This window comes from Bacteroides sp. GD17 (assembly GCF_038448625.1).
Classification (GTDB): domain Bacteria; phylum Bacteroidota; class Bacteroidia; order Bacteroidales; family Bacteroidaceae; genus Bacteroides.
On the sequence record NZ_JBCEZS010000003.1, the window covers coordinates 224,692 to 249,710 of the forward strand.

26 protein-coding genes and 1 tRNA gene are annotated in these 25,019 nt (G+C 47.2%); 12 read left to right on the forward strand and 15 right to left on the reverse strand.

Annotated features, from left to right (window positions below; genetic code table 11):
- The first annotated feature begins 56 nt into the window (after positions 1 to 56).
- From AAE250_RS06480 to AAE250_RS06505, 6 genes are all read left to right on the forward strand, one after another.
- Positions 57 to 701, forward strand: a complete 645-nt coding sequence (locus AAE250_RS06480) for an AlbA family DNA-binding domain-containing protein (RefSeq protein WP_294602048.1) — start codon at positions 57 to 59, stop codon at positions 699 to 701.
- Positions 702 to 740: 39 nt separating this feature from the next.
- On the forward strand, positions 741 to 2,129 hold the full coding sequence (locus AAE250_RS06485) for an alanine/glycine:cation symporter family protein (RefSeq protein ID WP_294602050.1): 1,389 nt from the start codon (positions 741 to 743) through the stop codon (positions 2,127 to 2,129).
- Between the two features lie 54 nt (positions 2,130 to 2,183).
- Positions 2,184 to 2,813, forward strand: a complete 630-nt coding sequence (locus AAE250_RS06490) for a hypothetical protein (RefSeq protein WP_294602052.1) — start codon at positions 2,184 to 2,186, stop codon at positions 2,811 to 2,813.
- Positions 2,814 to 2,988: 175 nt separating this feature from the next.
- Positions 2,989 to 5,085, forward strand: a complete 2,097-nt coding sequence (locus tag AAE250_RS06495) for a KamA family radical SAM protein (RefSeq protein WP_294602054.1) — start codon at positions 2,989 to 2,991, stop codon at positions 5,083 to 5,085.
- Between the two features lie 54 nt (positions 5,086 to 5,139).
- A complete protein-coding gene (locus tag AAE250_RS06500) occupies positions 5,140 to 5,715 on the forward strand; it encodes a uracil-DNA glycosylase family protein (protein ID WP_294602056.1) in 576 nt (191 codons plus the stop codon).
- 75 nt (positions 5,716 to 5,790) lie between these two features.
- Positions 5,791 to 5,863: transfer RNA gene (locus AAE250_RS06505), tRNA-Trp, on the forward strand.
- A 53-nt stretch (positions 5,864 to 5,916) separates the two neighbouring features.
- Here AAE250_RS06505 and AAE250_RS06510 read toward each other — a convergent pair.
- From AAE250_RS06510 to AAE250_RS06525, 4 genes are all read right to left on the reverse strand, one after another.
- Positions 5,917 to 6,462 (reverse strand): 7-carboxy-7-deazaguanine synthase QueE, encoded by a 546-nt coding sequence (locus tag AAE250_RS06510; protein WP_294602058.1) that lies wholly within the window; start codon positions 6,460 to 6,462, stop codon positions 5,917 to 5,919.
- Positions 6,449 to 6,781 carry a 6-carboxytetrahydropterin synthase QueD gene (gene queD / locus AAE250_RS06515; protein WP_294602060.1) on the reverse strand — a complete coding sequence of 111 codons (333 nt, stop codon included), beginning with the start codon at positions 6,779 to 6,781 and terminating at the stop codon, positions 6,449 to 6,451. The genes AAE250_RS06510 and queD overlap by 14 nt, the downstream gene beginning before the upstream one ends.
- A 111-nt stretch (positions 6,782 to 6,892) precedes the next feature.
- Positions 6,893 to 7,726, reverse strand: a complete 834-nt coding sequence (locus AAE250_RS06520) for a phosphodiester glycosidase family protein (protein ID WP_294602061.1) — start codon at positions 7,724 to 7,726, stop codon at positions 6,893 to 6,895.
- A 113-nt stretch (positions 7,727 to 7,839) separates the two neighbouring features.
- Positions 7,840 to 8,715 (reverse strand): pyridoxamine kinase, encoded by an 876-nt coding sequence (locus AAE250_RS06525; RefSeq protein WP_294602062.1) that lies wholly within the window; start codon positions 8,713 to 8,715, stop codon positions 7,840 to 7,842.
- 35 nt (positions 8,716 to 8,750) lie between these two features.
- Here AAE250_RS06525 and AAE250_RS06530 point away from each other — a divergent pair, with 35 nt between their 5' ends.
- Entirely contained in the window at positions 8,751 to 9,131 is a 381-nt protein-coding gene (locus tag AAE250_RS06530) for a YbaN family protein (RefSeq protein ID WP_294602064.1), read from the forward strand.
- 17 nt (positions 9,132 to 9,148) lie between these two features.
- On the opposite strand, the gene AAE250_RS06535 is transcribed toward AAE250_RS06530, so the two are convergent.
- From AAE250_RS06535 to AAE250_RS06550, 4 genes are all read right to left on the reverse strand, one after another.
- The gene (locus AAE250_RS06535; protein WP_294602066.1) at positions 9,149 to 9,739 is read right to left on the reverse strand and encodes a 5'-methylthioadenosine/S-adenosylhomocysteine nucleosidase family protein; all 591 of its coding nucleotides are present in this window, start codon (positions 9,737 to 9,739) and stop codon (positions 9,149 to 9,151) included.
- 39 nt (positions 9,740 to 9,778) lie between these two features.
- Positions 9,779 to 10,063 (reverse strand): winged helix-turn-helix domain-containing protein, encoded by a 285-nt coding sequence (locus AAE250_RS06540; RefSeq protein WP_294602068.1) that lies wholly within the window; start codon positions 10,061 to 10,063, stop codon positions 9,779 to 9,781.
- Positions 10,048 to 10,641 carry a hypothetical protein gene (locus AAE250_RS06545; protein WP_294602070.1) on the reverse strand — a complete coding sequence of 198 codons (594 nt, stop codon included), beginning with the start codon at positions 10,639 to 10,641 and terminating at the stop codon, positions 10,048 to 10,050. Before AAE250_RS06545 ends, AAE250_RS06540 begins: the two co-directional genes overlap by 16 nt.
- Positions 10,642 to 10,749: 108 nt before the next feature.
- On the reverse strand, positions 10,750 to 11,232 hold the full coding sequence (locus tag AAE250_RS06550) for a hypothetical protein (protein WP_294602071.1): 483 nt from the start codon (positions 11,230 to 11,232) through the stop codon (positions 10,750 to 10,752).
- 376 nt (positions 11,233 to 11,608) lie between these two features.
- Here AAE250_RS06550 and AAE250_RS06555 point away from each other — a divergent pair, with 376 nt between their 5' ends.
- From AAE250_RS06555 to AAE250_RS06570, 4 genes are all read left to right on the forward strand, one after another.
- On the forward strand, positions 11,609 to 11,902 hold the full coding sequence (locus AAE250_RS06555; protein ID WP_294602090.1) for a hypothetical protein: 294 nt from the start codon (positions 11,609 to 11,611) through the stop codon (positions 11,900 to 11,902).
- Positions 11,903 to 11,916: 14 nt separating this feature from the next.
- Positions 11,917 to 12,207 carry a cell division protein ZapA gene (locus AAE250_RS06560; RefSeq protein WP_294602074.1) on the forward strand — a complete coding sequence of 97 codons (291 nt, stop codon included), beginning with the start codon at positions 11,917 to 11,919 and terminating at the stop codon, positions 12,205 to 12,207.
- A 129-nt stretch (positions 12,208 to 12,336) separates the two neighbouring features.
- Entirely contained in the window at positions 12,337 to 13,875 is a 1,539-nt protein-coding gene (gene rny, locus AAE250_RS06565; RefSeq protein ID WP_294602077.1) for a ribonuclease Y, read from the forward strand.
- A 120-nt stretch (positions 13,876 to 13,995) separates the two neighbouring features.
- Positions 13,996 to 14,748: a copper homeostasis protein CutC gene (locus AAE250_RS06570; RefSeq protein WP_294602080.1), complete on the forward strand. Its 753-nt coding sequence runs from the start codon at positions 13,996 to 13,998 to the stop codon at positions 14,746 to 14,748.
- 200 nt (positions 14,749 to 14,948) lie between these two features.
- Here AAE250_RS06570 and AAE250_RS06575 read toward each other — a convergent pair whose 3' ends face one another.
- From AAE250_RS06575 to AAE250_RS06590, 4 genes are all read right to left on the reverse strand, one after another.
- A complete protein-coding gene (locus AAE250_RS06575) occupies positions 14,949 to 17,615 on the reverse strand; it encodes a transglutaminase domain-containing protein (RefSeq protein WP_294598504.1) in 2,667 nt (888 codons plus the stop codon).
- Positions 17,616 to 17,666: 51 nt separating this feature from the next.
- The gene (locus AAE250_RS06580) at positions 17,667 to 18,080 is read right to left on the reverse strand and encodes a DUF2141 domain-containing protein (RefSeq protein ID WP_294598507.1); all 414 of its coding nucleotides are present in this window, start codon (positions 18,078 to 18,080) and stop codon (positions 17,667 to 17,669) included.
- 289 nt (positions 18,081 to 18,369) lie between these two features.
- On the reverse strand, positions 18,370 to 20,313 hold the full coding sequence (locus AAE250_RS06585; protein ID WP_294598510.1) for a TonB-dependent receptor plug domain-containing protein: 1,944 nt from the start codon (positions 20,311 to 20,313) through the stop codon (positions 18,370 to 18,372).
- Between the two features lie 138 nt (positions 20,314 to 20,451).
- Complete coding sequence (locus AAE250_RS06590) at positions 20,452 to 21,354, reverse strand: LytTR family DNA-binding domain-containing protein (RefSeq protein ID WP_294598513.1); 903 nt, start codon at positions 21,352 to 21,354, stop codon at positions 20,452 to 20,454.
- 224 nt (positions 21,355 to 21,578) lie between these two features.
- On the opposite strand from AAE250_RS06590, the gene AAE250_RS06595 reads away from it, so the two are divergent.
- The gene (locus AAE250_RS06595; RefSeq protein WP_294598515.1) at positions 21,579 to 21,719 is read left to right on the forward strand and encodes a hypothetical protein; all 141 of its coding nucleotides are present in this window, start codon (positions 21,579 to 21,581) and stop codon (positions 21,717 to 21,719) included.
- An 84-nt stretch (positions 21,720 to 21,803) separates the two neighbouring features.
- Here AAE250_RS06595 and AAE250_RS06600 read toward each other — a convergent pair whose 3' ends face one another.
- Genes AAE250_RS06600 through AAE250_RS06610 form a run of 3 tightly spaced genes read right to left on the reverse strand, consistent with a single transcriptional unit; the run spans position 21,804 to position 25,013 of the window.
- On the reverse strand, positions 21,804 to 22,178 hold the full coding sequence (locus AAE250_RS06600) for a YccF domain-containing protein (RefSeq protein ID WP_294598517.1): 375 nt from the start codon (positions 22,176 to 22,178) through the stop codon (positions 21,804 to 21,806).
- Between the two features lie 45 nt (positions 22,179 to 22,223).
- A complete protein-coding gene (locus AAE250_RS06605) occupies positions 22,224 to 23,852 on the reverse strand; it encodes a hypothetical protein (RefSeq protein WP_294598519.1) in 1,629 nt (542 codons plus the stop codon).
- A gap of 12 nt (positions 23,853 to 23,864) precedes the next feature.
- A complete protein-coding gene (locus AAE250_RS06610; RefSeq protein WP_294598521.1) occupies positions 23,865 to 25,013 on the reverse strand; it encodes a DUF4249 domain-containing protein in 1,149 nt (382 codons plus the stop codon).
- Between the last annotated feature and the right edge of the window lie 6 nt (positions 25,014 to 25,019).

Sequence of the window (25,019 nt, forward strand, 5' to 3'; positions counted from 1 at the left end):
GGCAAAAACAGCATAAAAAACAGCCTTCAAGCGTTTTTTCCTCTACTTTTGCAGGCATGAAAATGCTTACTGATACCGAGTATATACATGCACTAATAGCCGAAGGAGAGCATCAACAACAAGATTTCAAATTCGAAATTTCAGATGCCCGGAAGATAGCCAAAACGCTCTCTGCTTTTGCCAATACAAACGGGGGACGACTGCTCATCGGAGTGAAAGACAACGGAAAAATTGCAGGTATACGCTCCGACGAAGAACAATATATGATAGAGGCAGCAGCCGGACTTTATTGTCAGCCGGAAGTGCACTATAGCATGCAGACTTACCACGTAGAAGGCCGCAGCGTACTGGTGGTGCAAATTGACGAAAACGAGCAAAAGCCGGTATATGCCAAGGATGAGACGGGGAAGTTCCTCGCCTATCTACGCATAGACGATGAAAACATCCTGGCAACTCCCGTACATCTGCGCATATGGCAGCAAAGCGGAAGCCCCAGGGGAGAGTTGATAGAATATACGGAGCGCGAACAGTTGTTGCTCAACCTGCTGGAAGAGAACGACCAATTATCTTTGAACCGGTATTGCCGGCTGGCGCATCTCTCGCGGCGTGCAGCAGAGCATCTGCTGGCAAAGTTTGTGCGATACGAGATAGTGGAGCCGGTGTTCGAAGGACACAAGTTCCACTTCCGGCTGAAAGAATAGAATAGTAAATATTCAAAGAAAACAGAAGTTCAAGAAAATATGGAATATATCAATCTGATCAACGATGTGCTGTGGACCTATATCCTCATTGCCCTGCTATTGGGATGCGCCGTGTGGTTCACCCTGAAGACGCGGTTCGTGCAGTTCCGGATGATACGCGAGATGGTGCGTCTGCTGGGAGACTCGGGCGGCACGGGCAATAAAGACGAGAAGCATATCTCCTCTTTCCAGGCATTTGCCATTTCTATTGCCAGCCGTGTAGGTACGGGTAATCTGGCAGGTGTGGCTACAGCCATTGCCGTAGGTGGCCCGGGGGCTATATTCTGGATGTGGATTATCGCACTGTTCGGGGCATCCAGTTCGTTTGTGGAATCGACCCTGGCACAACTCTATAAGATAAAAGGGAAAGACTCTTTCATTGGCGGCCCCGCCTACTACATGCGCCAAGGACTGAAACAGCCGTGGATGGGAACTGTTTTTGCCGTACTCATAACGATTACCTTCGGTTTTGCATTCAATTCAGTACAGAGTAATACGCTGTGTGCTGCTTTCGAAGGGGCTTTCGGGTTCGACCATACTATCGTGGGAGCAGTCATCACCGCTGGCACATTGATTATCATCTTCGGCGGTGTGCAGCGCATTGCCCGGGTAAGCAGTATCATCGTGCCCGTCATGGCACTGGGATATATCGCACTGGCGCTCATCATTGTGCTGCTGAACATCAGGCAACTGCCGGCAGTCATCGAACTGATCGTCAGCCATGCCTTCGGATGGCAGCAAGCCCTGGGAGGCGGTGTGGGAATGGCACTGATGCAAGGTATCAAACGCGGATTGTTCAGCAATGAGGCCGGTATGGGTTCGGCACCCAATGTAGCAGCCACCGCGCATGTCAGCCATCCCGTGAAACAAGGATTGATACAGACCTTGGGGGTATTTACAGATACGCTGATCATCTGTACTTGCACGGCTTTCATCATTCTGTTCAGCGGCGCCCCGCTGGATGGTTCGACCAATGGTGTACAGTTGACGCAGCATGCCCTGACCAACGAGATAGGTCCTTCGGGAGGCATATTCGTAGCCGTAGCCCTGTTCTTTTTCGCGTTCAGCAGCATCCTGGGCAATTACTATTACGGCGAAGCCAATGTGCGATACCTCACCCGGCGCCGCTGGATATTGAACATATATCGCGTGCTCGTAGGCGGCATGGTGATGTTCGGCGCTCTTGCCACCCTCGACCTTGCCTGGAGTCTTGCCGACATCACCATGGGATTGATGGCTCTCTGCAACCTTATCGCCATCAGTCTGTTGGGAAAATATGCTTTCAAACTGCTGGACGACTACCGTGCGCAGAAACGGGCAGGCATCAAAGACCCTGTTTTCACAAAAGACCGTCTGAAAGAGGTAGAAAAAGACTTGGAGTGCTGGTAAAAAGCAAGTTATTTACTACCTTTGCACCCACAAATCAGTAAATTAAATAACGCCATGGGTATATTTGCCAAACTATTTAACAAGAATAAAGAAGAGATTTCTTCTAAAAACGTGGAAGACTTCGTATCGCTGACACGTGTTTACTTCCAATCCGTGATAGCAGCCAACCTGGGCATCACCAACATCCGCTTTGTGCCGGACGTAGCCAACTTCAAGCGCCTCTTCAAAATCCCAACCCAGGGAGGACGCCTGGGGCAAGCTGAAAAAGCAGCTTCGCGCAAGATGCTGATGCAAGATTACGGAATCAGCGACAATTTCTTCAAAGAAATCGATGCTTCCATCAAGAAGCACTGCCGCACACAGAACGATGTGCAAGGCTACCTCTTCATGTACCAGGGTTTCTCCAACGACCTGATGATGCTGATGGGCAACCTGATGCAATGGAAGTTCCGTACCCCCTCCATCTTCAAAGGAGCACTGCGCAGCATGACCGAAAAGACCGTTCACGACGTATGTACCAAGACCGTATGGAAAAAAGACGACGTACACAAGACGGCAATGTCTGTACGCCAATACAAGGAACGCCTGGGCTATTCGGAGCAATGGATGTCAGAATACGTCTACAACGTGGTGATGCTGGCAAAAAAGGAACCGAAAAAGAAGGAGACAGAGGGAAAGCAATAAGACAATAAAAGAAAAAGAACTTTAAAGTATTTCACAAAAAGACAGGCGAGGAAGAAATTCCTCGCTTTTTTTTGTTATTTTTAGCAATCCAAATAAATTTCCTCTCATGGAATAAAAACGAGCGCACTTTTGCGCCAATCATCATATTATTAACTTCTAAAAAAGACAACCGCTTATGAAACAAAAGAAAATGCTTGCACTCACTCTCTCACAACTGGAACTGCTTTATCGGCACGAACTCCCCGAACTGGTCAGCATTGCCGGACAAAGCGACGATGCCGAGACATTCAAGACCAACCTCACGGAGTACATTGCCGGGCATCCGGAAGTGGAAAGTGAAGCCGGTAAGCAAATTCGACTCCTGATTGAATTCGACGGGCAGGAAATACACGAGCTCTCTACCGGAGAGCAAATGCCCATTTCAACATTATCAATGCTATATTCCTTCTTGACCGGACAGTGGAACGAAGAGATAGAAACTGATTTATTCATCGATCTGTTCCAGCAGTTCAAGCGCTTGGATCAACCGACTCCTCCTCTGCCTTCCGGACAGAAAATAAAAGCCTTGACTGAACGTTGGCCCACAGGGCTTGATGAGGACGTACAGCAAATCCGTGCCAAGAATAAAGAGCGCATTCTGCACCTGCTGATACAGAAGGTAGAGCATCGAAAGCACCCGGGCTCCCGCTTCCACTTCGAAGAAGGGCTTAGCTACGAAGAGAAATACCACCTTGTCAACGAATGGTGGAACGATTACCGCTTCCATCTGGCCATGGCTGTCAAGAGTCCGACAGAGCTAAACCGCTTCCTTGGCAGTTCTCTTTCTGCCGAAACCATGTATCTGCTGACAAAAGCACGCAAAAAAGGGATGCCATTCTTTGCCACCCCTTATTATCTGTCTTTGCTGAACTGCACCAATGGCGGATACAATGATGAGGCCTTGCGGAGCTACATCCTCTATTCCCCCCAGCTGGTCGAGACATACGGACAAATCCGTGCCTGGGAACGCGAAGATGTAGTAGAAGAAGGCAAGCCCAATGCCGCCGGCTGGTTACTGCCCGACGGGCATAACATCCATCGCCGCTATCCGGAAGTTGCCATCCTCATCCCCGACACTTTGGGACGTGCCTGTGGAGGGCTTTGTGCATCTTGCCAGCGCATGTACGATTTTCAAAGCAAACGCCTCAACTTCGAGTTCGAAACTTTACGTCCTAAAGAAAGTTGGGACAAAAAGTTACGCCGCCTGATGACTTACTTTGAAGAAGATACCCAGCTACGCGACATCCTCATCACCGGTGGTGACGCCCTGATGAGCCAAAACAAGACATTGAGCAATATCCTGGATGCCGTCTACCGTATGGCCTACCGCAAACGGAAAGCCAACCAGGAACGTCCCGAAGGAGAAAAGTATGCAGAACTGCAACGCATCCGACTGGGTTCCCGGCTTCCTGCCTATCTGCCCATGCGCATCAATGACGAACTCGTAGATATCCTGCGGGAGTTCAAGGAGAAAGCTTCTACCATCGGTATCCGGCAATTCATTATTCAGACCCACTTCCAGACACCGCTGGAGGTTACCCCCGAAGCCGCCGAAGGAATACGCAAACTCTTGGCAGCAGGTTGGCTCATAGACAATCAGTTGGTATACAATGTGGCAGCTTCCCGCCGCGGGCATACTACCCGCCTGCGCCAGATACTGAATCAGTTGGGAGTAGTTTGCTACTATACTTTCTCCGTCAAAGGGTTCGAAGAAAACAATGCAGTTTTTACCCCGAACAGCCGCTCCGTGCAAGAGCAAATGGAAGAAAAACGCTTCGGCAAGCTATCTAAGGAAAATGCTCACAACCTGTCTGTACTGCTCGAAACAGTCCATGATCCGGCTGCCTGCATCCGGCGCTTTATGAAGACGCATCACCTACCGTTCCTTGCCACCGATCGGAATGTACTCAACCTGCCTGCCATCGGTAAGAGCATGACTTTCCAAATGGTAGGCATTACTGCCGATGGAAAACGGATTCTGCGTTTCGACCATGACAGTACGCGGCGTCATAGCCCCATCATCAACCAACTGGGAGAAGTCTTCATTGTAGAGAACAAATCCATCGCCTCCTACCTGCGCCAGTTGCAGTCCATGGGAGAAGACTCAGAAGAGTATGCTACCATCTGGTACTATACAAGTGGAAAGACCGAACCGCGGTTCAGCCTCTACGAATATCCCGATTTCCCCTTCCGGATAACCGAAAGAATGAGCAATCTGGAGATTACCGGATAGCACATTTCCGAAATAATCCGTATTTTTGCGAGCAAACAATGAAATTGCAAAAATATGGAAATAGAGCAACATCCTTTAGAACCCTTTCTCCCCGGCAATGCACGACTGCTAATGCTGGGGAGTTTTCCACCGCAGAAGAAACGCTGGTCCATGGAATTTTATTACCCTAACTGGAACAACGACATGTGGCGGATTGTAGGACTTTTGTTTTTCAATAACAAGGATTATTTTGTAGATAAGGCGGCAAAGACTTTCTGCAAAGAGCAACTTATCAGCTTCTTGCAGGAAAAAGGCATCGCCTTGTTCGATACGGCAACTGCCGTGCGACGCCTGCAAGATAATGCTTCGGACAAGTTTCTGGAAGTGGTGCAGCCTACGGATATTCCAGCGCTGCTACATCGGTTGCCACAATGCAAGGCCATTGTCACTACCGGTGAGAAAGCGACCGAAACTCTCTGTACGCAGTTCTCCATAGAAAAGCCCAAGGTTGGCGACTTCACGGAGTTCCTTTTTGAGGATCGTCCGATGCGCCTCTACCGAATGCCTTCTTCTTCAAGAGCATATCCGCTTGCGTTAGAAAAAAAAGCTGCTGCGTATCGCGTTATGTATCAGGACTTACAAATGTTGTAAGCAACTTTCTCTATAAAATAATAGGGCAGGGTACTTGTATATTTGAAAGTTTCCATTACCTTTGCAGCCGCAAACACGGGAGTAGCTCAGTTGGTAGAGCACCGGTCTCCAAAACCGGGTGTCGGGAGTTCGAGCCTCTCCTCCCGTGCAAAAAGAAGAAAAGCTGTGAGTTTTATGACTTACAGCTTTTTTTATGTCCTTTTACTGAATATCTATCAGTTTATGGGTTTGCAGACTAAGCCTCCACTTAGGATGTTGCATCACACAAGCCACCGTCTCGCGGGTATTGCTACACGAACAAGGCTGAAGGAAGAAATGCTCGGCGGGAAGCAGTTCGTATACGGTAATGTCTTGCCCTTCGTATACCACTTTCACCTCATCGATGCGGGTTATCCCCAATTTCACTCCTTGTTTGGGAGAACAAGTCACCCAATCTATATTATCCGGCAACGGACGCGTACCGTTTGTCTCAATGCAGACATACTTGCCGGCCTGATGCAGGTGATCGATAAATTCCCGGTCAATCCAAAGGGAAGGCTCGCCACCTGTCAGTATCACTGTGACGGCAGGGTATTTCTTCACTTCGTTTAATATCTCTTCATCGGACATCAACGTACCCTCTTCGTGCTGCGTGTCGCAGAACGAACATTTCAGGTTACATCCCGAGAAACGAATAAAGACTGCCGGAGTACCGGTATGATATCCTTCGCCCTGAAGGCTATAGAATATCTCGTTAATCTTTCTCATAAACGGCAATGTTTGACTCGGATTCTTGTACCTCTACCTTGAAACAAGTTGGTATCTGGTCGCATATCCAGCGGGCAATGTTTTCGGCTGTAGGGTTGAAAGGGAGTACTTCGTTGAGATTACGGTGGTCCAATTGTTCTTTCACCACCTGCTTGATGTGGCTGAAATCGACTACCATTCCGTCGGCGTTGAGTTCCCCGGAACGGCAATAGACAGTGATAATCCAGTTGTGACCATGCAGATTCTCACACTTGCTGCGATATGAAAGTTGCAGGCTGTGGGCAGCCGACACTTCCATGCGTTTAATGACTGTGTACATATTGTTAATACGCTAATTAATACTACGATATAGTTTACCGCACCTAATGTCACCTCGATGCGGCAGCAAAATTACTAAAAACTTAGGATTTATCCGTCGGCTTGCCGGCACTTATTCGTATACACATAGAGAATTGGCAACTTTTCGTTCGGCACTGCCACTCGGAGTATTGGCAATACCTTTGCCCGGCAATGAAGCAGCCCATAGGGTGGACGAACCACCACCATCCAGGTTCAAAGCATCCCAGCCTCCTAACACACGAATCAGATGAGTCAGTTCGGAGATGCTGACGCCCTCCGATTTTCCCTTCAGACGTCCGTCGACGACTATGAACAGAATCTTCCGGTCTTTGGTCAATGCCACGGCGCTACGGGGATGCTTGGTGTTTACAAAGTTTTGGTTGCAGGCAGAGAGGTCGCACACTTTTCCTTGCTGCAACATCAAGGGACCGGAAGAAAGGACAGTACCTTGCTTCAAATCACATGTTTTTGCATCTTGCTCGTTCCAAGGAATCAATTGCAGTTTCCCTTTGCGAATAAGCATAGCACCATTCGAGACCGTTGCCAAGACGCCGACGGCAGTCGTATCTATCACCACCCCATCTCTGCGCAGATAGCAAACAGAATTACCCTTCTTCATATCGAAATAGGAACCGTTGATAGCAGCTATCGCTCCCGAGCGACGGGCAGCTACACTGGTTTCTTCTTTAGAGTTATGAATAAGGATATCCAAATGATGATGTTTCGGAGATATTTCAAAAATAGAGACTTCCTGAGGAACGCCATACAAGGAAGGAAACACTGCTTTGCGATAAAGAATGCCTTTTTGCAAAGGAGTAACCTGCCAGTCGGCAGAGACAAGAGCGAGGGAATCGGCAGTGGTCTGTGCTGTCACTGTGAACAAACCACACCAGAGAAAGAGCAACAAGAATATATTCTTTTTCATAAGATGAGATTGAATGAATACCAAATCTTTTATTATCATGTTTTTCAGACCACAAACATAGTCATTTTTCATGATTGCACAACTATCGGCATGAAAAATTGCAATAGCAGTAATCAATCTATCAGCTCGTAACTACATACCTGAATCGGCATATCGAGGTTATGCAATACTTTCTCAAGCTGAATTCCTTCGCGGTTATCATATTCGTACCCGAAAGTTGCACGAATGCCTTGCAGAATGAACTGCGTGGCACGGTCCAGCGCAATGGGCAGACTGTCTCCCTGCAACAAGGCGCCGGTAATGACACTCGTAAAAGTATCTCCCGTACCGGGATAATGGGCAGGCAGATAAGGACAAGTCACTTTCCAATAGCGGTTGCCGTTCCGGTTGTAGGCATACACAGAGGTCTTGTGTTTGTCTCCCAGCACAGGTACGCTGGTGATGATCACCACCTCAGGGCCACAATCGGAAAGCCGACGGAGATAGGACTTCAACTCCTCGTCCGTATTCTGTTCTTTATAGGAAATATCCAGTAAGTAGAAAAGCTCCGTCAGATTAGGAGTGATGACGTCGGCTTTAGTGATGAGGTGCCTCATTTTGTCAATCATGGAATGGTCGAAGTTCGTGTAAAGGCGACCGTTATCACCCAGCACAGGATCTACCATCACCAGATTGTCCGGCCGGCGAAAATCGTCAATGAAATCGGAGACAATGCATACTTGTCGCGGGGAACCTAAATAGCCGGTATAGAAGGCATCGAACTGCACTTCCAGCTTTTTCCACTCGGAGATAATCTTCGGCATCTCATCCGTCAGATCGAGGAAAGAGAATTCCGGGTATTGGGTATGGTTAGACAATACTGCGGTAGGCAACGGACACACTTGGAAACCCATGGACGACAGGATAGGAATGACCACTGTCAGAGAAACCCGTCCTACTCCCGAGAGGTCGTGGACGGCAACCACCTTCTTTACTTTATTTGCATACATACTATCTATATTATTATTTTTCCTACATTTGCCGCATGAAAATAATTTGTATCATCGTAGGAACAGTATCTCTGGCACTCGGCATCATCGGCATATTCGTACCCTTGCTGCCTACTACCCCATTCCTGCTACTCACAGCGGCTCTTTATTTCAGAGGCTCTCCCCGACTGTATCAATGGCTGCTGAACCATAAATACTTCGGCACGTATATCCGGAACTTCCGCGAGAACAAGGCCATACCGCTACGGGCAAAAGTCATCTCCTTGCTGCTGATGTGGGGAACGATGCTTTACTGTATCTTCTTTCTAATCCCGCTGACGTGGATAAAGGTACTGTTATTGCTCGTTGCCGCAGGAGTGACTTGGCATATTCTGTCGTTCAAGACCTTGCGGAATGATTCCAAAGGCTCCGAGTAAGTATAACTCCAAACGCCTTAATATGTTCTCACCACTCCGCCTATATTTTCAAAAAATTCGCCCAGCCCTTTCCGTGCATCGGCAAGTTTATCTTCCCAATGCTTCACGGAATTCTGGCCGATGATGTCCGTAACGTACTTCACAGATATAAACGGTACGCTCTTGGCACGGCACACCAGTGCTTGTGCATACGCTTCCATATCTACGACGTCACCTTTGACATCAGATAATTCAGTCAGGAAAGTATCTCCCGTATTACATACTCCTTCACCCTGCCAATGGAGGCAGTAGCCCTTCTGCGCCAGCAAATCTGTCGAATCAATTTCACATTCCACGCCCAAGTCTGACAGTTTCTGCATATCGCGGTCAATGAAATGGCGACATACAAAGATATCTCCCACCTTGTGATGGATAGCTCCTGCCGTACCGACATTAATCACCAAGTCAGGTTGTCCGTGATTAATCGCTTCCGAAAGATAAAAAGCAGACTTCACCTTTCCCACTCCGGTACGGAGGTAACCCACCTGCACCTCATCCTCCCCTATCAAACCGGGGAACTTCAATTCCGTAAACTCGCCCTGTACGGCGTAAGTAACTAAAATTCTCATAACTATAATATTCACTTAAATTGTTTTCTTATTCACCGACTACTTCATTATATAACTTTTCAGCGCTTCTACATACTCCTCAAAGGCATCCACCCCCTGCGGAGTAATCTTGCAAATCGTACAAGGCATCTTTCCTTTAAATGTCTTTGTCACCTCCACATAACCCGCCTTGCTGAGTTTATCCAACTGCACACTGAGGTTTCCAGCCGTCGCTCCGGTCTGTTGGCGGATATAGACAAAGTCCGCCTCTTCGACACTGATAAGCAACGACATCACTGCAAGACGCAGTTCGGAATGGAGCAAAGGGTTCAGTTCTTTAAACATGCCACTGTTTTTTCAATCCTGTTCAAGTAATGTCCCGGTATAACCATCATAAAGACAAAAGCCAGGGCAAAAAGCAATATCTGGTCGAATCCGTGTATGCAGAGGCAGCCTAATGACAGCAGTCCTCCTAAAATTCCGCATATCGTCACAACTCTCATCTTCACAATCAGACCGGTCAACGCCGTTCCCATTCCCATCATTAATAAGATGACGAAGAGCACCGACAAGTTCCAAAAGAAAATGGCAACCCAGGATACAAAGAAACCGCCTGCTCCGAAGACCAGCCATACATATCCCAGTATTCGATCTATATAGGTTTTCATCATCTTCTGCCTGTTCCGGCCAGTCCACATCATGACGGTATAAGCGATGGTAGGCAACAGAAACCAACACCACTGCCAATTATAGTTTCCGGTTGATTTCAAGAGAAACCAAACGACAAGCGACGTCAACACGGTGGTATACCCCCATATCAAGAAAGGTACTCCGGCATTTTCCGCCATCCCGGATTTCGTATTCTGTATCATTTGAGCGATGAGTTCCAAACTCTCTTTCTCATTCAATTTCTTATCATCCATTGCAGTAATCAATTATTTAGTCCAAATCATATACGTTCAATATCACAAAAAGCATCAACAGCCAATCGACCGTCAAAAAACACACAAGCCAAGTTTCCATATCCCACTTTATTTAAAGTTACACACAAACAAAAACTGAAGAAGCCACAAGAGCAACAAACAACCCATCAAAATCAGCAATGTCTTCTTTGTTGCAACATATCGTTTAGCCATCAGCCTTTTCCTGAACAAGAGAGCCTCACCAAAAGCCAATATTACCAACCAGGCATAACCATAGAAAGTAGTAGCATGCCATACATCCTTTGAACCCATCCCTACGGCAAAGAACAAAAAGTCTGAAATCAAAGAGATCCCTACGGCAATCAATGACACGAGAAAAGCCTTCTGCATCAAGTTCTTAGTACCGCCCTCACAAGCCAGGCAACGATATATTCCCACTCCCCAAAAGAGGGGATTCACCGTAAGCATCATTGCTATGCCCAGCTGCGGACTATAACGCCAGGGAAGCCAAAGTACAACATTGGAAAGCCAGTATAAGCACATGACCGTCAGCACCGTGGACGCCCACCAAAACCGATTTCTTTTAAACATTTCCTTTTACCTCCCTATTCAAGCGATGTCCGGGAATAACAAACATACTGTGCTGTTGCAGCAAGCGTACACATACTAAAAAAAAGAACCGCAATACATTTATAACCAACCGTTTTCATAATCTTACCATGTTTAATGTTAATTGAAAAAGCATATCTTGGGTTCGAACTCCGATGCAAATATAAGTAGTTTATTTTATAAACCAAATTATTTCATAAATTATTTTATGCATATTATAGAAAGAAGAAAAAAGGTACAAAAAGAGAAGAGTAGTGAAGAAAAAACGGAATTATTGGGTAAAAAGGTGACATTTTATCCGAAAAGTTTTTGTAATCTACAAGTAAATTGTATTTTTGTGTACAATTTTGGTGTAGTAATGACAGACGAAGAAAAGAAGCTATTAAGTACCTTTGAAGCAAGACTGCTGCATTTAATCTATCTGCATGATGAATTAAAGCGCGAAAATGCTGAACTGAAGCAACTTCTCGAAGCCAAAGCAGAAGAGTGCGAGAAGATACGGGCCGAATACAATGAACTGGAACTTAACTACACGAACCTAAAAACAGCAACGACAATCAGCCTTAACGGCAGCGATGTGAAAGAGACGAAGCTGCGATTGTCCAAATTAGTGCGTGAAGTCGATAAATGCATCGCTTTATTGAATGAGTAAAGGAAAGAAGATGTATGAACGATAAGATAAAAATAAACCTGCAAATGGCAGGCTCTTCCTACCCCGTCACCATCAACCGTGAGGACGAAGAAATGGTCAGGGAGGCTGCCAGACAGGTAAACATGAGGTTCAATCTGATTCAGGAACGTTATCAGAATGTATCTCCCGAAAGAGTTATAGCCATGGCGGCTTATCAATTTGCTTTGGAGAACCTTCAGATGAAAGACCGTAACGATACAGAACCTTATACAACTAAGATAAAGGAACTGACAGAAGTATTGGAAACCTATTTTAAAGAGGAATAAGTCCGCCAACTCCATCCGTTCCGGTCTGTAAAAAGAGAATATTCGCGCACTGTACAAAAGTCTGTTCTTTATTGGAACAAACTTTTATGCAGTGCTTTTTTATTTATATACTAAAAACAAATTAATAAAATGACAGTAGTTACAATAGTAGTATCCATTGCCTGCTTCATCGTTGGAGGATTTGCCGCGTATATGTTCTTCAAGCATGGGCTGAAGACTAAGTACGACAGCATTCTGAAAGAAGCCGAGACGGAAGCGGAAGTGATTAAAAAGAATAAGTTGCTGGAAGTAAAGGAGAAGTTCCTGAACAAGAAAGCCGACTTGGAAAAAGAAGTGGCCATCCGCAACCAGAAGATACAGCAAGCGGAAAACAAGCTGAAACAACGTGAACTGGTATTGAACCAACGCCAGGAGGAAATCCAGCGGAAGAAGATGGAAGCTGAAGCGGTGAAAGAAAACCTGGAAGCCCAATTGGTTATTGTAGACAAGAAGAAAGAAGAACTGGACCACATGCAGCGCCAGGAGATTGAGAAACTGGAAACCATTTCCGGTCTTTCTGCCGAAGAAGCTAAAGAGCGTATGATAGAGTCCTTGAAAGAGGAAGCCAAAACGCAGGCCCAATCTTTCATCAACGACATCATGGACGACGCCAAGCTGACGGCAAGCAAGGAAGCGAAGCGCATCGTCATACAGTCCATCCAGCGCGTAGCTACAGAAACAGCTATCGAAAATTCGGTAACTGTATTCCATATTGAATCAGACGAGATCAAGGGACGCATCATCGGTCGCGAAGGCCGTAACATCCGTGCCTTGGAAGCAGCAACCGGTGTAGAAATCGTTGTAGACGATACTCCGGAAGCAATCGTATTGTCAGCCTTCGATCCGGTTCGCCGTGAAGTAGCCCGCCTGGCATTGCACCAGCTGGTAACGGACGGACGTATCCACCCTGCACGTATTGAGGAAGTAGTTGCCAAGGTACGCAAACAGGTAGAAGAAGAAATTATCGAGACCGGTAAGCGTACTACCATCGACTTGGGTATCCACGGTCTGCATCCCGAACTGATCCGTATCATCGGTAAGATGAAATACCGTTCTTCTTACGGTCAAAACCTCTTGCAGCATGCTCGCGAAACAGCCAATCTGTGTGCTGTGATGGCATCGGAACTAGGTCTGAACCCGAAGAAGGCAAAGCGTGCCGGATTGCTGCACGATATAGGTAAAGTACCCGATGAAGAACCGGAATTGCCGCATGCACTCTACGGTATGAAGTTGGCAGAGAAGTTCAAGGAGAAACCGGACATCTGCAATGCAATCGGTGCCCACCACGACGAAGTGGAGATGACCAGTCTGCTGGCTCCTATCGTACAGGTTTGCGATGCTATCTCCGGTGCACGTCCGGGGGCACGCCGCGAAATCGTAGAAGCTTACATCAAGCGTCTGAATGACCTCGAGCAGTTGGCCATGGCCTATCCGGGTGTGACGAAAACGTATGCTATCCAAGCAGGACGCGAGCTTCGTGTCATTGTCGGTGCAGACAAGATTGACGACAAGCAGACGGAGAACCTTTCCGGTGAAATTGCGAAGAAGATACAAGATGAAATGACGTATCCGGGACAGGTGAAGATTACCGTTATCCGCGAAACACGTGCGGTGAGCTATGCAAAGTAAAAGCAGAAGATTAAAATAAATAGAGTAAGAAAGGGTGAATGGAATATTTCACCCTTTTTTATTAGAAGAAAAATAGCAGATACTTTACTTAATGATCGGTTATCAAAACAATATAACGATATGGAGAACTATCAATTTGAAGTCTGTGCCAACTCAGTAGAGAGTTGCATTGCCGCACAAGCCGGAGGTGCCGACCGGGTAGAGCTATGTGCAGGCATTCCCGAAGGAGGTACAACGCCTTCTTTCGGAAGTATTGTCATCGCACGGGAAGTGCTGAAGGCAACGAAGCTACATGTTATCATCCGCCCACGCGGAGGTGATTTCCTCTACTCACCCGTTGAACAGCGCATCATGCTAAAGGATATAGATAACGCCCGCCGGCTGGGAGCGGATGGAGTAGTATTCGGATGTCTCACTGCAGAGGGAGAAATAGATATGCCCTTGATGGAGCAGTTGATGGAGGCGGCACAAGGCATGTCCGTTACTTTCCACCGCGCTTTTGATGTTTGCCGTGACCCGCAGAAGGCACTGGAAGATATCATTCGCTTAGGTTGCAACCGCATTCTTACTTCCGGACAGCAGCCTACGGCAGAACAAGGTATACCGTTATTGAAAGAACTTCAGCAGCAGGCAGCAGGACGCATCATTCTATTGGCAGGCTGTGGTATCAATGAAAACAATATTGCACACATAGCCCATGAAACCGGTATTCATGAATTTCATTTCTCGGCAAGAGAAACAGTTACGAGTAGTATGCAGTACCGCAAAAGCAGGATTCCAATGGGAGCAACCATACAAGTCAATGAATTTGAGCGAAGCGTCACGACAAAAGAAAGGGTAAAGGCGACGATTGGGAAATGCTTGGATCGGTAAATGATAATTTAGCGGCGTGTGATAACAAGTGTATCTCAAACTCCTCCGCCTGAAAGGGGAGGTGCCCGCTTGCGGGCGGAGGGGTCTTACATAAATAGAAAGTAACTTTGTGCAAGTCCCTTCGGATGTGAAACCCCTCCGCCCTACGGGCACCTCCCCTTTCAGGCGGAGGAATTTAAGATACTCCGCTAAATTATCATTTATAATCCCCTCACCGTCTTCATCAACTGTTCCCCCAACCCGATCGTATATCCTTGCGAAACAAAGACTACCCGATTGAATGTATCGGCAATGATGAATATCGGCAAGGAATCTTTATTCTTTAGCTTCATGCCTTCCGCTATCTGTCCGGCAATGCCATCCGTATCTATACCATATATAATAGTAGACGGCAAGTTGGGGAATGCCTCTTTACTGAATTTTCCGGATGAAGCCTCATCCGGGAAGAGCAATACCATCTTCCGTCCCCATTTCTCCAAATCGGCCTTGAAAGCAGCAATATCCCGCAATGCATGGTTCGTTGGCTCCTGATTGACACCCAATATCCCTACGACGAAATAGCCACGTCCGCAGGCTTGCAACAAACTTTGTTTGGAAGAAGGCTCTGCACCCTCCAACGGAGTAAACAGAGACTCTGAATTGAAGTTGCCGATAACCTGCACCTCATCCATACTTTCGCGCATCACCAGATCAATCTCTGTGCTCTTCTCCGGCACAATGCTGAAGAATGTAGCTTTGGAAAGCACCGCACCACTGGCCAGTCGGGTACCGGTAACCAACACATACTCCCCGGCATCCAGCGCTGTTCCTTCTTTCAGCAAATTGCTCCATGTGGCACCGCCACCCATATCTATATCACCTTCATCATAAGCCAGCAACTGCAAACTGCCCTGCGGAGTTATTTTAGAAATAGTAAAGTGCGAATAATATTTCGGATTATCCAACGAAGGAACCGGAGTATATTTAGCAACCAGTCTGCCTTTGGGCGCAGAAGCCTGCACGGCAGCTCCGAAGTTCACATCGACCAGGGCGTCATCTATTATCAGCTGTACCTTGCCGGTCACCTCATCGATGCGTGCAGGAATACCCATGCCACGCGCCATGGAAACAAAGAAGATATCACGGCTGTGTGCATCCGCTACACGTGCTTTCCATACTCCTGCAGGAGAAATGGGTGCCCCTCCCAAATTGCAATCCTTGTCTACCCGGATGTTCTCCGTCACCCATGCAACCAGCTTCATCGGGTCTGCCACATAAGCCTCGGCATCTTCCTCCGGCACGACCTTGGTGAAGAACGATTTATACGGTGTCAGCATCTCATTGCTCACCCGCGGATTGCGGACATATCTGCGGAAATATTCGGCGTTCGTACGCATGCGAGATTGCATGTGGTCTATCAGCACTTCCAGGCTAACGTCCCGAAGATCTTTTGCCGAAATACGCTGCAAAAGGTCGATGCCTCCTCTTTTCGACTTCTCGGAACGCAGGCGCGCCATAAAATCGGTAATGACTTTATGATTTCCGCGGGAAGCAACCAGTATCTTTGCCACCGCGTCTTCGTCCAACTTATATTGCTTTGCAAAGTAGCGTGCCGTTTCATCAGTCATGAACATGGCCACATAGGCATTGCGGATAGAGTCTTCCTGAGCCATGCGACGGTCGTTCTCAGCCCGTTGCTCCGGAGTTACTTCGGGCAGGTTCGCACTTTCCACCGGGGGAACAATGTCGAAATCGACTGCAAAAGCATCGCCTGCCTTTTTATCAAGAGTCACCGTCAGTTCCGGCTGCTTACCGAAAGAAAGTTTGGCAAAGCCGAAGCGCCCGTCTTTCGAAGCCCATACCAGCATATCCCCTTTTCCGGCAGTCAGGCAACAGACTCCATTTGCATCGGTCTGTTTCGTGGCTACCGTATAGAACTCAGCATAATTATAAAGCTTGAACTCTACGCGTGCATCGGCAATGGGATTTCCTTGTTCATCCTTCACCGTGACGGAAGCCTTGGCGGACGGAGCATAGTTGTCTATCACATTGATTTCCGTATAATTGGGAGTAACCATCATCACTTCCTCCGCACCTTCGTAACGGCCGAAGACCTTGGTATGCATCAGCATACCCCGGCTGGCCGGCGCATTGAACCAACCCAGATTGAGCACCGGTTCCGGTTCGCAAGCACCCAGGAAGTACCACTTTCCGTCGGCCCAAGCCTCTACCCAGGCATGGTTGTCGTCGGTATGCGCCCAACGGGGCGTATATACCTGCCGTGCCGGAATGCCTACCGAACGAAGTGCGGCAACCAGCAACGTCGATTCTTCGCCACAGCGTCCGTAAGCCGTGCGCACTGTTGCCAGCGGCGAACTGGTACGGGCATCGGAAGGGGTATAAACAGCCTTCTCATGGCACCAGTGGTTCACTTCCAAGATGGCATCGTAGAGCGAAAGAGACTTCACACGATCTTTCAGTTCCCCGTAGAACACGACCCGCGCACTATCCAGATTCTCATTATTGACCCGCACCGGAAGCACGAAATGCCGGAATACCTCTTCGGGAATAGCTTTCCCCCAAGGCATTTCCTGCGCGGCCTGCTGCGCTGCGCGCACATTCATCAAATGGAATTCACCGGAATAGTCGGTGATATCGGCCAGAGGCATATAGGCATAAAGAAACTCAAGCGCTTCCCGCTCATACGCCGACAAGTCCGTATTGAAGATGGCAAACAAGTCGCCCTGCGTCAGCAAAGCCTGCTTCTGCTGAAAGTCTTGTTCCACGCGGGAACGATAAGAGGCATCCGTCATAAAATGAGAGTTACCGCAAGCGGCAAACAAGCATATCAGCCCCAGGATTCCGAAAAGTCGTGTAATCTGTTTCATAATGTAGTCCATTAAGGTAGAGGACACAAAGTTAAAGAATTATCTGATATTCTACTTCAGATGTATCACCAAAGTTGTGTCTTCGGAGAAAGTGAAGCGACATTTTTCGTAGGACGGCGGGCCCATCACGCCCTGGGCATCATTACTGAAGCCGAACTTCTCGGTAGGAATGCCGAAGGCGGCAGTATCCAGTTTCCCGTTGCCGTTCTCGTCCTGAAACAAAGAGATGGCGTAGCTGCCCGCAGGAAGTCCCTGACAAGGAATAGAAAGTACTTTGTCCTTTACATCTACCCGGAAAGCCGCCAGAGGCTTCTTCATGAAGTTTTCTTCCGAGTTGTAGATGGCGACATAAAGATGTCCTTCCGCCTTTTCGATGTCGCGTACTTCAACTGTCAGGTTCTGTGCAAACAGCAGCTGGGCTGCGCCATGCAATACAAATACTAAAAAGATAATCATTGTTCTCATTTTCGTTGTTTTTTAAAAGATTAATAATAATATGATACAAAATTACAAGTCATAAAAGCAGGCGTTATTTTAGGGTACCTCAGTCGTATACAGAGGGTATCTCTGTCGTATACTGAGGGTACCTCTGTCGTATACTGAGACTACCTCTGTCGTTACCTTAGACCGCCTCATCATTACGCATTGATAGTCAGCATATTAAAAAGTACATATTTCGCTGTTTTGATAATCAAGGCATTTCCTCCTTACATCAATATATTCAGACAGAAAACAACAGGGATTCCTCTGCATTTTAGAAGTTGGATACATCGTAAGCCGCCTTCTTGCCCAAAGTGATGAATACTCCGACGTAGAAGAAGTGATCGCTGGATGCCAGTACGGCTTTGTTATCTACCTTTCCGAATTCATTCTTCCGGCACAGTACATTGGTGGCAGAGGCATGGATAATCACCTTTCGGCTTGCCAGGAAAGTCAGTCCCAAATCGAGGCTGTTATAAGGTTTCACCTCATCGTTCATCAAGCCGGCACGTGCCGGATTATGGTAAGGACGCCCGCTGCTGAAACGATCCGTCACACTGATGATGGAATGCAAACGGGGAATGGAGTACTTCACTACCGCAGCTGCATTGTGGCGGGTAGCATATTGGGGCGTAGTCAGTTCAGTATACTCCTGATACTTGCGTTTGGAGATATTGTAACTGTACGAAAGCTGGTATTCCACATTCTTCAGCAGAGCCCGATCGCGAAAGAAGAGGTCGATGCCCCGGCTACGCCCGTAACCGCCGGAAGTAAGAAGAGAAGTTCCCGCAGCGGCATCGGCATCCATACCGGCATTTTCTTCCACCAATGCCAGACGGCTGTAGTCCTTATAATAAAGTTCGGCTTTGTAGAATCGTCCTTCGTGGTCGTACTGGGCACCCAGGTTATACTGCACGCATGCTTCGGACTTCAAATCGGGCTGACGCACCAGATAACTGTTCTCCGGCAACTGCGTATAGCGCCCTATGATAGCCGAAAGCATCACATCTCCCCAATAATAATTCACCGCCAGCCGCGGAGAAAAGTTCACCTTCCGGCTCCGAGAAGCATATTCCGTACGAAAAGAAAGTTCCGCTTTCAGTTGTTCCAACGGATAGTAAGTGGCAGAGACGAATCCTGCACTGACGGCAGGCGACATCCGGTTACGGTCGTCTACCACGGACAAGCGGTAATGGTTCTCGTAACGGCGGATAAAACTCTCCGCCCCCATATCCAGGCGGAAAGCCGGAGACAGCCGTTTGAATACTTTTGCCTTCAGGTGCAATTCCTGCTGCCGTTCCAACCAATCATCTCCTGCCGCTGCGGCACCAGCTATCTTCTGCTCATAGAAAGAATAAGCTGCTCCTGCAAACCAATTCCAATCTCCCGAAGTGCGTCGACGGAATGTAGCATTGATATAGACGTTGTCCTCTCCCAGACCGAAGATTCTGCGGTTGCTCCCTTCGTAAGTAGAAAAGTCCGTGCGGTCGTATTGTGCATAAATCTTCAGTGCAGTCGCTTCGTCAGGGGTATATCTGAACTGTGTGGCTCCGGAGAACATCCGATAGGGCTTCTCAAAGTCCCTTCGTCCGGAGTAAACCTTATCGTATAAACCCAAGTTCTGATAGTTCAAGTCCACCGAGAGCGAGCCTTTATCAAAAGTGCGTGTGCCTCCGCCACCTACCCCCACCACAGAAGCATTCACCCCTATCTTATTGACTTTGCTATAGTCCTTCGTTTCCAGCGGCAGCACTGCCGAAAGCGCTTCGCCATACTCTTGCGAAGCCCCGCCAGATGCCAGGTTTACCCCACTGAACATAAAAGTGGAATAACGGCTGCGGGCCGGGGTGTTAATCCCGGTAGAAGTATATGGATTCAGCACATGCATCCCGTCTATATAAGTCTGCGTCTCGTAACTGCTTCCGCCGCGTACCAGCAATTCACCGCTTTCGCCCTGCACTTGCGTGCCCGGCAGGGTTTGCAGTGCCTTATACAAATCACCGTTGGCACCGCCCACTGTCACCAGTTCCACGGGACTCAAGTCACTCCACCGGCTATTGGCGGCAGGCGTCCTATGCCCTTTCACCACTACTTCTTCCAAGCCTACGCTGTCAATGCTGAATTTCAGATGCACCGTGTCCGTCACCGCCTTCTGTGCTGCGGAAGGTTGTACAAGCAGCCAACTGCCTAAAGCTAAAAAGAGAATTCTTCGTTTCATATCCATACGTTTGTTTCGTTTTCCATCGGCAAACATAAAGGAAGAATTCCGGGCAAAAAAATATCCGGGACAGACAGCCCGGATATGTGACGAATGACTAGCACCGTGTGACGAACGGCATATTTCTGTGACGAATGACTAATCTCCTATCTTGTTTTCTATCAGCCTCTTCACCTCTTTAGAGTAGGCTCTGGAAACGGGAACTTCCTCCTCGCAACCTTCCAGCCGCAAGCGATATCCCTGCGAATTTCCATCCACTTTCACCACCTGACGGACGTTCACCAGGAAGGCGCGGTGACAGCGAATAATGAAAGGACAGGCAGCCACCGCCTCTTCTGCCTGCTTCATGGTGACGCGCAATAATTTCTGCACGATCTTTCCGCTTCCGGCCGAACGATAGTTCACCTTTATATAATTCCCTTCTGCCTCTGCATACAGGAAATGACCGGCCTCCACCTGCAGCATCTCTTTCGCGCCGCCCGAGAAAGTCAATACCTCGGAAGCTACTTCTTTTTCTTCCCGGGAAGTCTCCGCATCCCCTGCCGATATTTTCTTTGAAAGATGGAAATTCATCTCCGTTGCTTCCCTCAGATTACGGGTCAACTGCAAATTCCGGTTCCACATCGACAAGAAGATAGTAGGGAAAGGGGCAAGCACTGCCACCCAAAACAAAGTCAAAAGAAACAGTTGCCAATTCAACCACATTCCCCACAACCATGACTGGTAGGCCCAGACACCCACAGCTATTAATAGAAGGAGCAGAAACAAATTCAGTACATACTTGCCCAGCGTCCAATTCTCTTCCTTATAATAAGCAGGAAACAGCGCCGGCAGCAAGTAAGTAAAAATGCACGATGCAACCACCGCTATAAGTGCAGAGCCTAAAGCTACCACCAACTTGCTCCCCTCTATCTGCGATATGCCGAACGGTTGAAGCAAATAAAGTATCAGGAAAATAATAACAGAAGGTATCACCACTGCCTTCCATCGTTGATAAAGCACGGGATATGGGCTATGTAAAAGTTCTGTCAGTTTGTTCATTACTGTTACGCCTTAATAAGTATGAGGCAAAGATATGCAATAATTTTGTTATACGCAGATTGCAAAAACCACTATTTTAGAGAAAAAACAAACAGAAAATGAAGATTTTTATGTTGTAGAACATATTTTCCAAGAACAATTCGTATCTTTGCAGCGTTATAAGATAAAAGAAAAAGATGTAGAACCCGCTTTCCGAAACGCGGAAGGCACAATACTAGACGATTATGAAAAAGAATGCAAATGAAATTTTTATGTTACAGTACCGTATCAAACGTTATCAAGCAATGGGAAACGGAACTATGTGCCAGGCTTTGAATGGCAAACTTCAAAAACTGCTTGCAAAGCAGTCTCACATCACCATGTAAACATCACCTTTAAATAAAATGAATAAGGGCGGAGAACCGGAAAGTTCTTCGCCCTTTTCTTTTTCATGTACCTTCAATATAAGATTAAGTAGAGACGATATCCTTCCCGAAAGGAGTCAATGCCAATGCAGCCAACTTGAAATGCTGCATGCCGAAAGGAATGCCTATAATAGTAATGCACAGCAATATTCCGAAACCCAAATGCGAAAGGCTGATCCAGATACCTCCTAAGAATATCCATACTACATTCATCAGTACATAAAGGCAACCGCTCGAGCGCTCTCCGCTACGTACTTCTTTGCCGAAAGGCCACAAGGCAAGTCCCGCCAGCTTCAACGTCTGCATGCCAAAAGGAATGCCGACAATCGTAATCATCATTAACAAACTGGCTATAAGGTATTCCACCGCAGTAAAGATACCGCCGAATACCAACCACAAAACATTCATCAAACATCCCATCGCATTTCATTTTTATAGTTTTCAAATGCAAATATAGCATTATATTTACATACCTACCACAAACTCGCTTTGTATTTTCACCTCCTTGCCATCAGCTGAAATGCCTTGCAAAGTAACGACATACGTCCCATTCATATCAGACGTATAGAAGTTAAGAGTACCCGTGGCAGGAGTAACTTCAGGATTCCAATAAAGGGTATGGCGGAAATCGGGTATACGGGATTTGATTTGCTCTTCAGAAGAATATACCGGCGCTACAAACATCGGTCGCCTTTGCGGGAATTCATACGAGAACATCTGTGAATTCTCATCCAACCGCATATCAGGGAACGTACCTCTATGGGTGATGAGCGAGAGAATGCCATCATACAGTTCGCCGCCAAAAGTATATTTTCCGGTATACCGATGTATATAATGCAACAAGCGGGCATCATAATTCAAAATGGCCTCATGATCCATAACCGGAACTCCATCCAGCAATACCAGTGTTTTCAGATTACTGAACTGCTTGACATCCGGCTGAAGTATCCGAATGGCACTTTCACCACCTATCTTACTTACACGTACTCCTAAAACGAATTCTGTAAACGCTTCACGCACGGTGTTGAAACGGACATACTCATCCAGGTTGTAAGTAGATGTGGGCAGAAAGTCATGCAGTTGTTCTAATATTCCCCGCTTCTGTACAGAGTCCACCGGCAAGATGGAATGCATCTGTGCACCAAAGCTACGCTCTATCAGGGCATCTTCATGGAATGACAAGCGAACTTTAGGAAGAGCCTCCGACACTATCCCGGCAAAAGGCGAAACAAGTTCCAGGCGACATGCACTTTTCTTATCGGGCAAGGCTGTCAGTACAATCTCCTGCATATCTGTTATTTCGGTCGTATAGAAAACATAAGTACCATCGGATTGGGGTTGCCCGGCAAAAACACGGATGTCTTCACCTACACACGACAAGTTAGCATTTACGAAACCGTCAGAGGGGCCTACCAATTTTCCGGTCACAATGTGTCCCTCACATTCTGCAATGAAATGCTTGTCGGAAGCACGGCTGCCTCCCTCCTTTCCACCGGTTTGTGGAAGGAGACCGGACAACGTGCAGTCTTTTCTTACTACAGACAATGTCAGTTCCCTGGTGCCGGCAGGCAATTCGGGCAGTGTCAAGGTTACTTTGCTGCGGTTTCCATATATCGGTTTATCCGTCAGCAAGCGCCCCTGCAAAGAGGTCTGAGCAACGGAAGCCTTTGAAATGGAATCGCTTATAAGCTCCACATTATCTTCCTCTGTAGCCTGAACGGTATTCAGCAGTGCAATGTATTTCTTCGGGAAACAGTCTGCCGGACGGTTTCTCATATAACGTGTGTATGCCGTAAGCTGATAAGCTCCCGTATGCATAGTTTGGGGAAGCCTGATACGCCCCCATCCGTTTCCGTTCTGCAAGTCTATCTTGCCTTGCGCATAGACCTGCTTCGTATCGCCAATTTCTACATAGGCCACCTTGCTCAGCAGGCTTGCATGAGACAACGAGTCTGTGACACAAATCTTTATCCACAAATCTTCTCCCGCCAGGTAGCATTCCTTATCTGTATACACACGCATGGATTCAACAATCTGAGCGTGCAATCCCAAGACAATAATCCAACCAATGATGATAGCTATTATTCTTTTCATGTCATTCAGTTATTAATTAATTTCATCCGGCCAGAAAGAAGGCTTTTCAAGGGTAGCACCCAACTCGCGCACGTCTGCACATTCTTTCGGAACCCAATAACAAAATTCCCTTCCAAAACTACTCCAGAAAGCAAGACGAAATCCCATTGCATACAACTCGTCATCTGTGTATTTCAATACTTCTTCTCCTTCCATAATTCTACAATTAAGCTGATTATCGTATTGTATGTCTTTATTGGAAATATAAAGGCGGTGTGTTGCCACATTCATATTAACACCCACATAGCCAATCACTTGTTTGTCAGGATCGCTACAAACAATATTTGTAGGCAATTCCGATGGTTGGGGGGTAAACAGTCCACCCATCCCTTCATTAAGTTTCACTTTCTCCTGATAATATTCATACTCGCCTTTCGATAGCTTACGCTGCTGTATCAAGGAACTGTAATAGCAAGAAACCCGGTGATCGCTGGCTGCTATAGAATAAAGCCGTTTATTCTCCAAACGGTTGCCAATGCTCGATCCTGTAGTACCGACCAGTGTTTCGGGCGAGCTAGCATGACACCATCCAAGCGCATAGGGAGGTTTGCTATAAAGAATCACATTACCGGTCAACGGGTCATAAAACCACACAGTGCTATATTCCGCTCTCACTTCCCAATCTTCTTCATAAGTCCACATATAGTATGCAGCCTCCTGGCTATGGGTAGCAATCTTGATGTGGATATCTCCATAACTTTCCGGCTGCTCAAAGCTAACGTTGTCTATCCCCTCTGTCACTATCGGTTGCTGAGGTTCGGAAGTATATGTATCTCCGTCATAAACTATTTTCAGACTGTAGCCGATATCCTTGCTCAGTGTACCGATGTCAACCTGATATTTCCCTTGCCCCAAAGCAACTCCATTGAAGCACGAACCGTCACTCCCCACTACGCTGACTTCTGCATTTACCAGATTATAATCCGGAGGGAGCCCTTCGACATTCAGGGAGAAACTACGACTGAGAGAGAATACGACAGCACTATCCGACACGATATTTCCCTCAACAACAAGCAGGCTCTTATTATTATCCGACAGATGTGCATCGAATTCATCGACACAATTACCGATAATGAGCCACAGTAAACACATCCATATTCCTATGCTTATTTTGTTCTTCATACCTCC

Coding starts and splice junctions, on each gene's coding strand:
- AAE250_RS06535 (WP_294602066.1), bottom strand. CDS start 9,739: ATGAGAATTTTAGTTACTTACGCCGTACAGGGCGAGTTTACGGAATTG.
- AAE250_RS06575 (WP_294598504.1), bottom strand. CDS start 17,615: ATGAAACAGATTACACGACTTTTCGGAATCCTGGGGCTGATATGCTTG.
- AAE250_RS06530 (WP_294602064.1), top strand. CDS start 8,751: ATGAAAATAATTTGTATCATCGTAGGAACAGTATCTCTGGCACTCGGC.
- AAE250_RS06495 (WP_294602054.1), top strand. CDS start 2,989: ATGAAACAAAAGAAAATGCTTGCACTCACTCTCTCACAACTGGAACTG.
- AAE250_RS06555 (WP_294602090.1), top strand. CDS start 11,609: ATGACAGACGAAGAAAAGAAGCTATTAAGTACCTTTGAAGCAAGACTG.
- AAE250_RS06485 (WP_294602050.1), top strand. CDS start 741: ATGGAATATATCAATCTGATCAACGATGTGCTGTGGACCTATATCCTC.
- queD (WP_294602060.1), bottom strand. CDS start 6,781: ATGTACACAGTCATTAAACGCATGGAAGTGTCGGCTGCCCACAGCCTG.
- AAE250_RS06560 (WP_294602074.1), top strand. CDS start 11,917: ATGAACGATAAGATAAAAATAAACCTGCAAATGGCAGGCTCTTCCTAC.
- AAE250_RS06605 (WP_294598519.1), bottom strand. CDS start 23,852: ATGAAAAGAATAATAGCTATCATCATTGGTTGGATTATTGTCTTGGGA.
- AAE250_RS06525 (WP_294602062.1), bottom strand. CDS start 8,715: ATGTATGCAAATAAAGTAAAGAAGGTGGTTGCCGTCCACGACCTCTCG.
- AAE250_RS06510 (WP_294602058.1), bottom strand. CDS start 6,462: ATGAGAAAGATTAACGAGATATTCTATAGCCTTCAGGGCGAAGGATAT.
- AAE250_RS06600 (WP_294598517.1), bottom strand. CDS start 22,178: ATGGGATGTTTGATGAATGTTTTGTGGTTGGTATTCGGCGGTATCTTT.
- AAE250_RS06585 (WP_294598510.1), bottom strand. CDS start 20,313: ATGAAACGAAGAATTCTCTTTTTAGCTTTAGGCAGTTGGCTGCTTGTA.
- AAE250_RS06610 (WP_294598521.1), bottom strand. CDS start 25,013: ATGAAGAACAAAATAAGCATAGGAATATGGATGTGTTTACTGTGGCTC.
- AAE250_RS06590 (WP_294598513.1), bottom strand. CDS start 21,354: ATGAACAAACTGACAGAACTTTTACATAGCCCATATCCCGTGCTTTAT.
- AAE250_RS06550 (WP_294602071.1), bottom strand. CDS start 11,232: ATGTTTAAAAGAAATCGGTTTTGGTGGGCGTCCACGGTGCTGACGGTC.
- AAE250_RS06490 (WP_294602052.1), top strand. CDS start 2,184: ATGGGTATATTTGCCAAACTATTTAACAAGAATAAAGAAGAGATTTCT.
- AAE250_RS06545 (WP_294602070.1), bottom strand. CDS start 10,641: ATGGATGATAAGAAATTGAATGAGAAAGAGAGTTTGGAACTCATCGCT.
- rny (WP_294602077.1), top strand. CDS start 12,337: ATGACAGTAGTTACAATAGTAGTATCCATTGCCTGCTTCATCGTTGGA.
- AAE250_RS06570 (WP_294602080.1), top strand. CDS start 13,996: ATGGAGAACTATCAATTTGAAGTCTGTGCCAACTCAGTAGAGAGTTGC.
- AAE250_RS06540 (WP_294602068.1), bottom strand. CDS start 10,063: ATGTTTAAAGAACTGAACCCTTTGCTCCATTCCGAACTGCGTCTTGCA.
- AAE250_RS06480 (WP_294602048.1), top strand. CDS start 57: ATGAAAATGCTTACTGATACCGAGTATATACATGCACTAATAGCCGAA.
- AAE250_RS06500 (WP_294602056.1), top strand. CDS start 5,140: ATGGAAATAGAGCAACATCCTTTAGAACCCTTTCTCCCCGGCAATGCA.
- AAE250_RS06520 (WP_294602061.1), bottom strand. CDS start 7,726: ATGAAAAAGAATATATTCTTGTTGCTCTTTCTCTGGTGTGGTTTGTTC.
- AAE250_RS06595 (WP_294598515.1), top strand. CDS start 21,579: ATGAAAAAGAATGCAAATGAAATTTTTATGTTACAGTACCGTATCAAA.
- AAE250_RS06580 (WP_294598507.1), bottom strand. CDS start 18,080: ATGAGAACAATGATTATCTTTTTAGTATTTGTATTGCATGGCGCAGCC.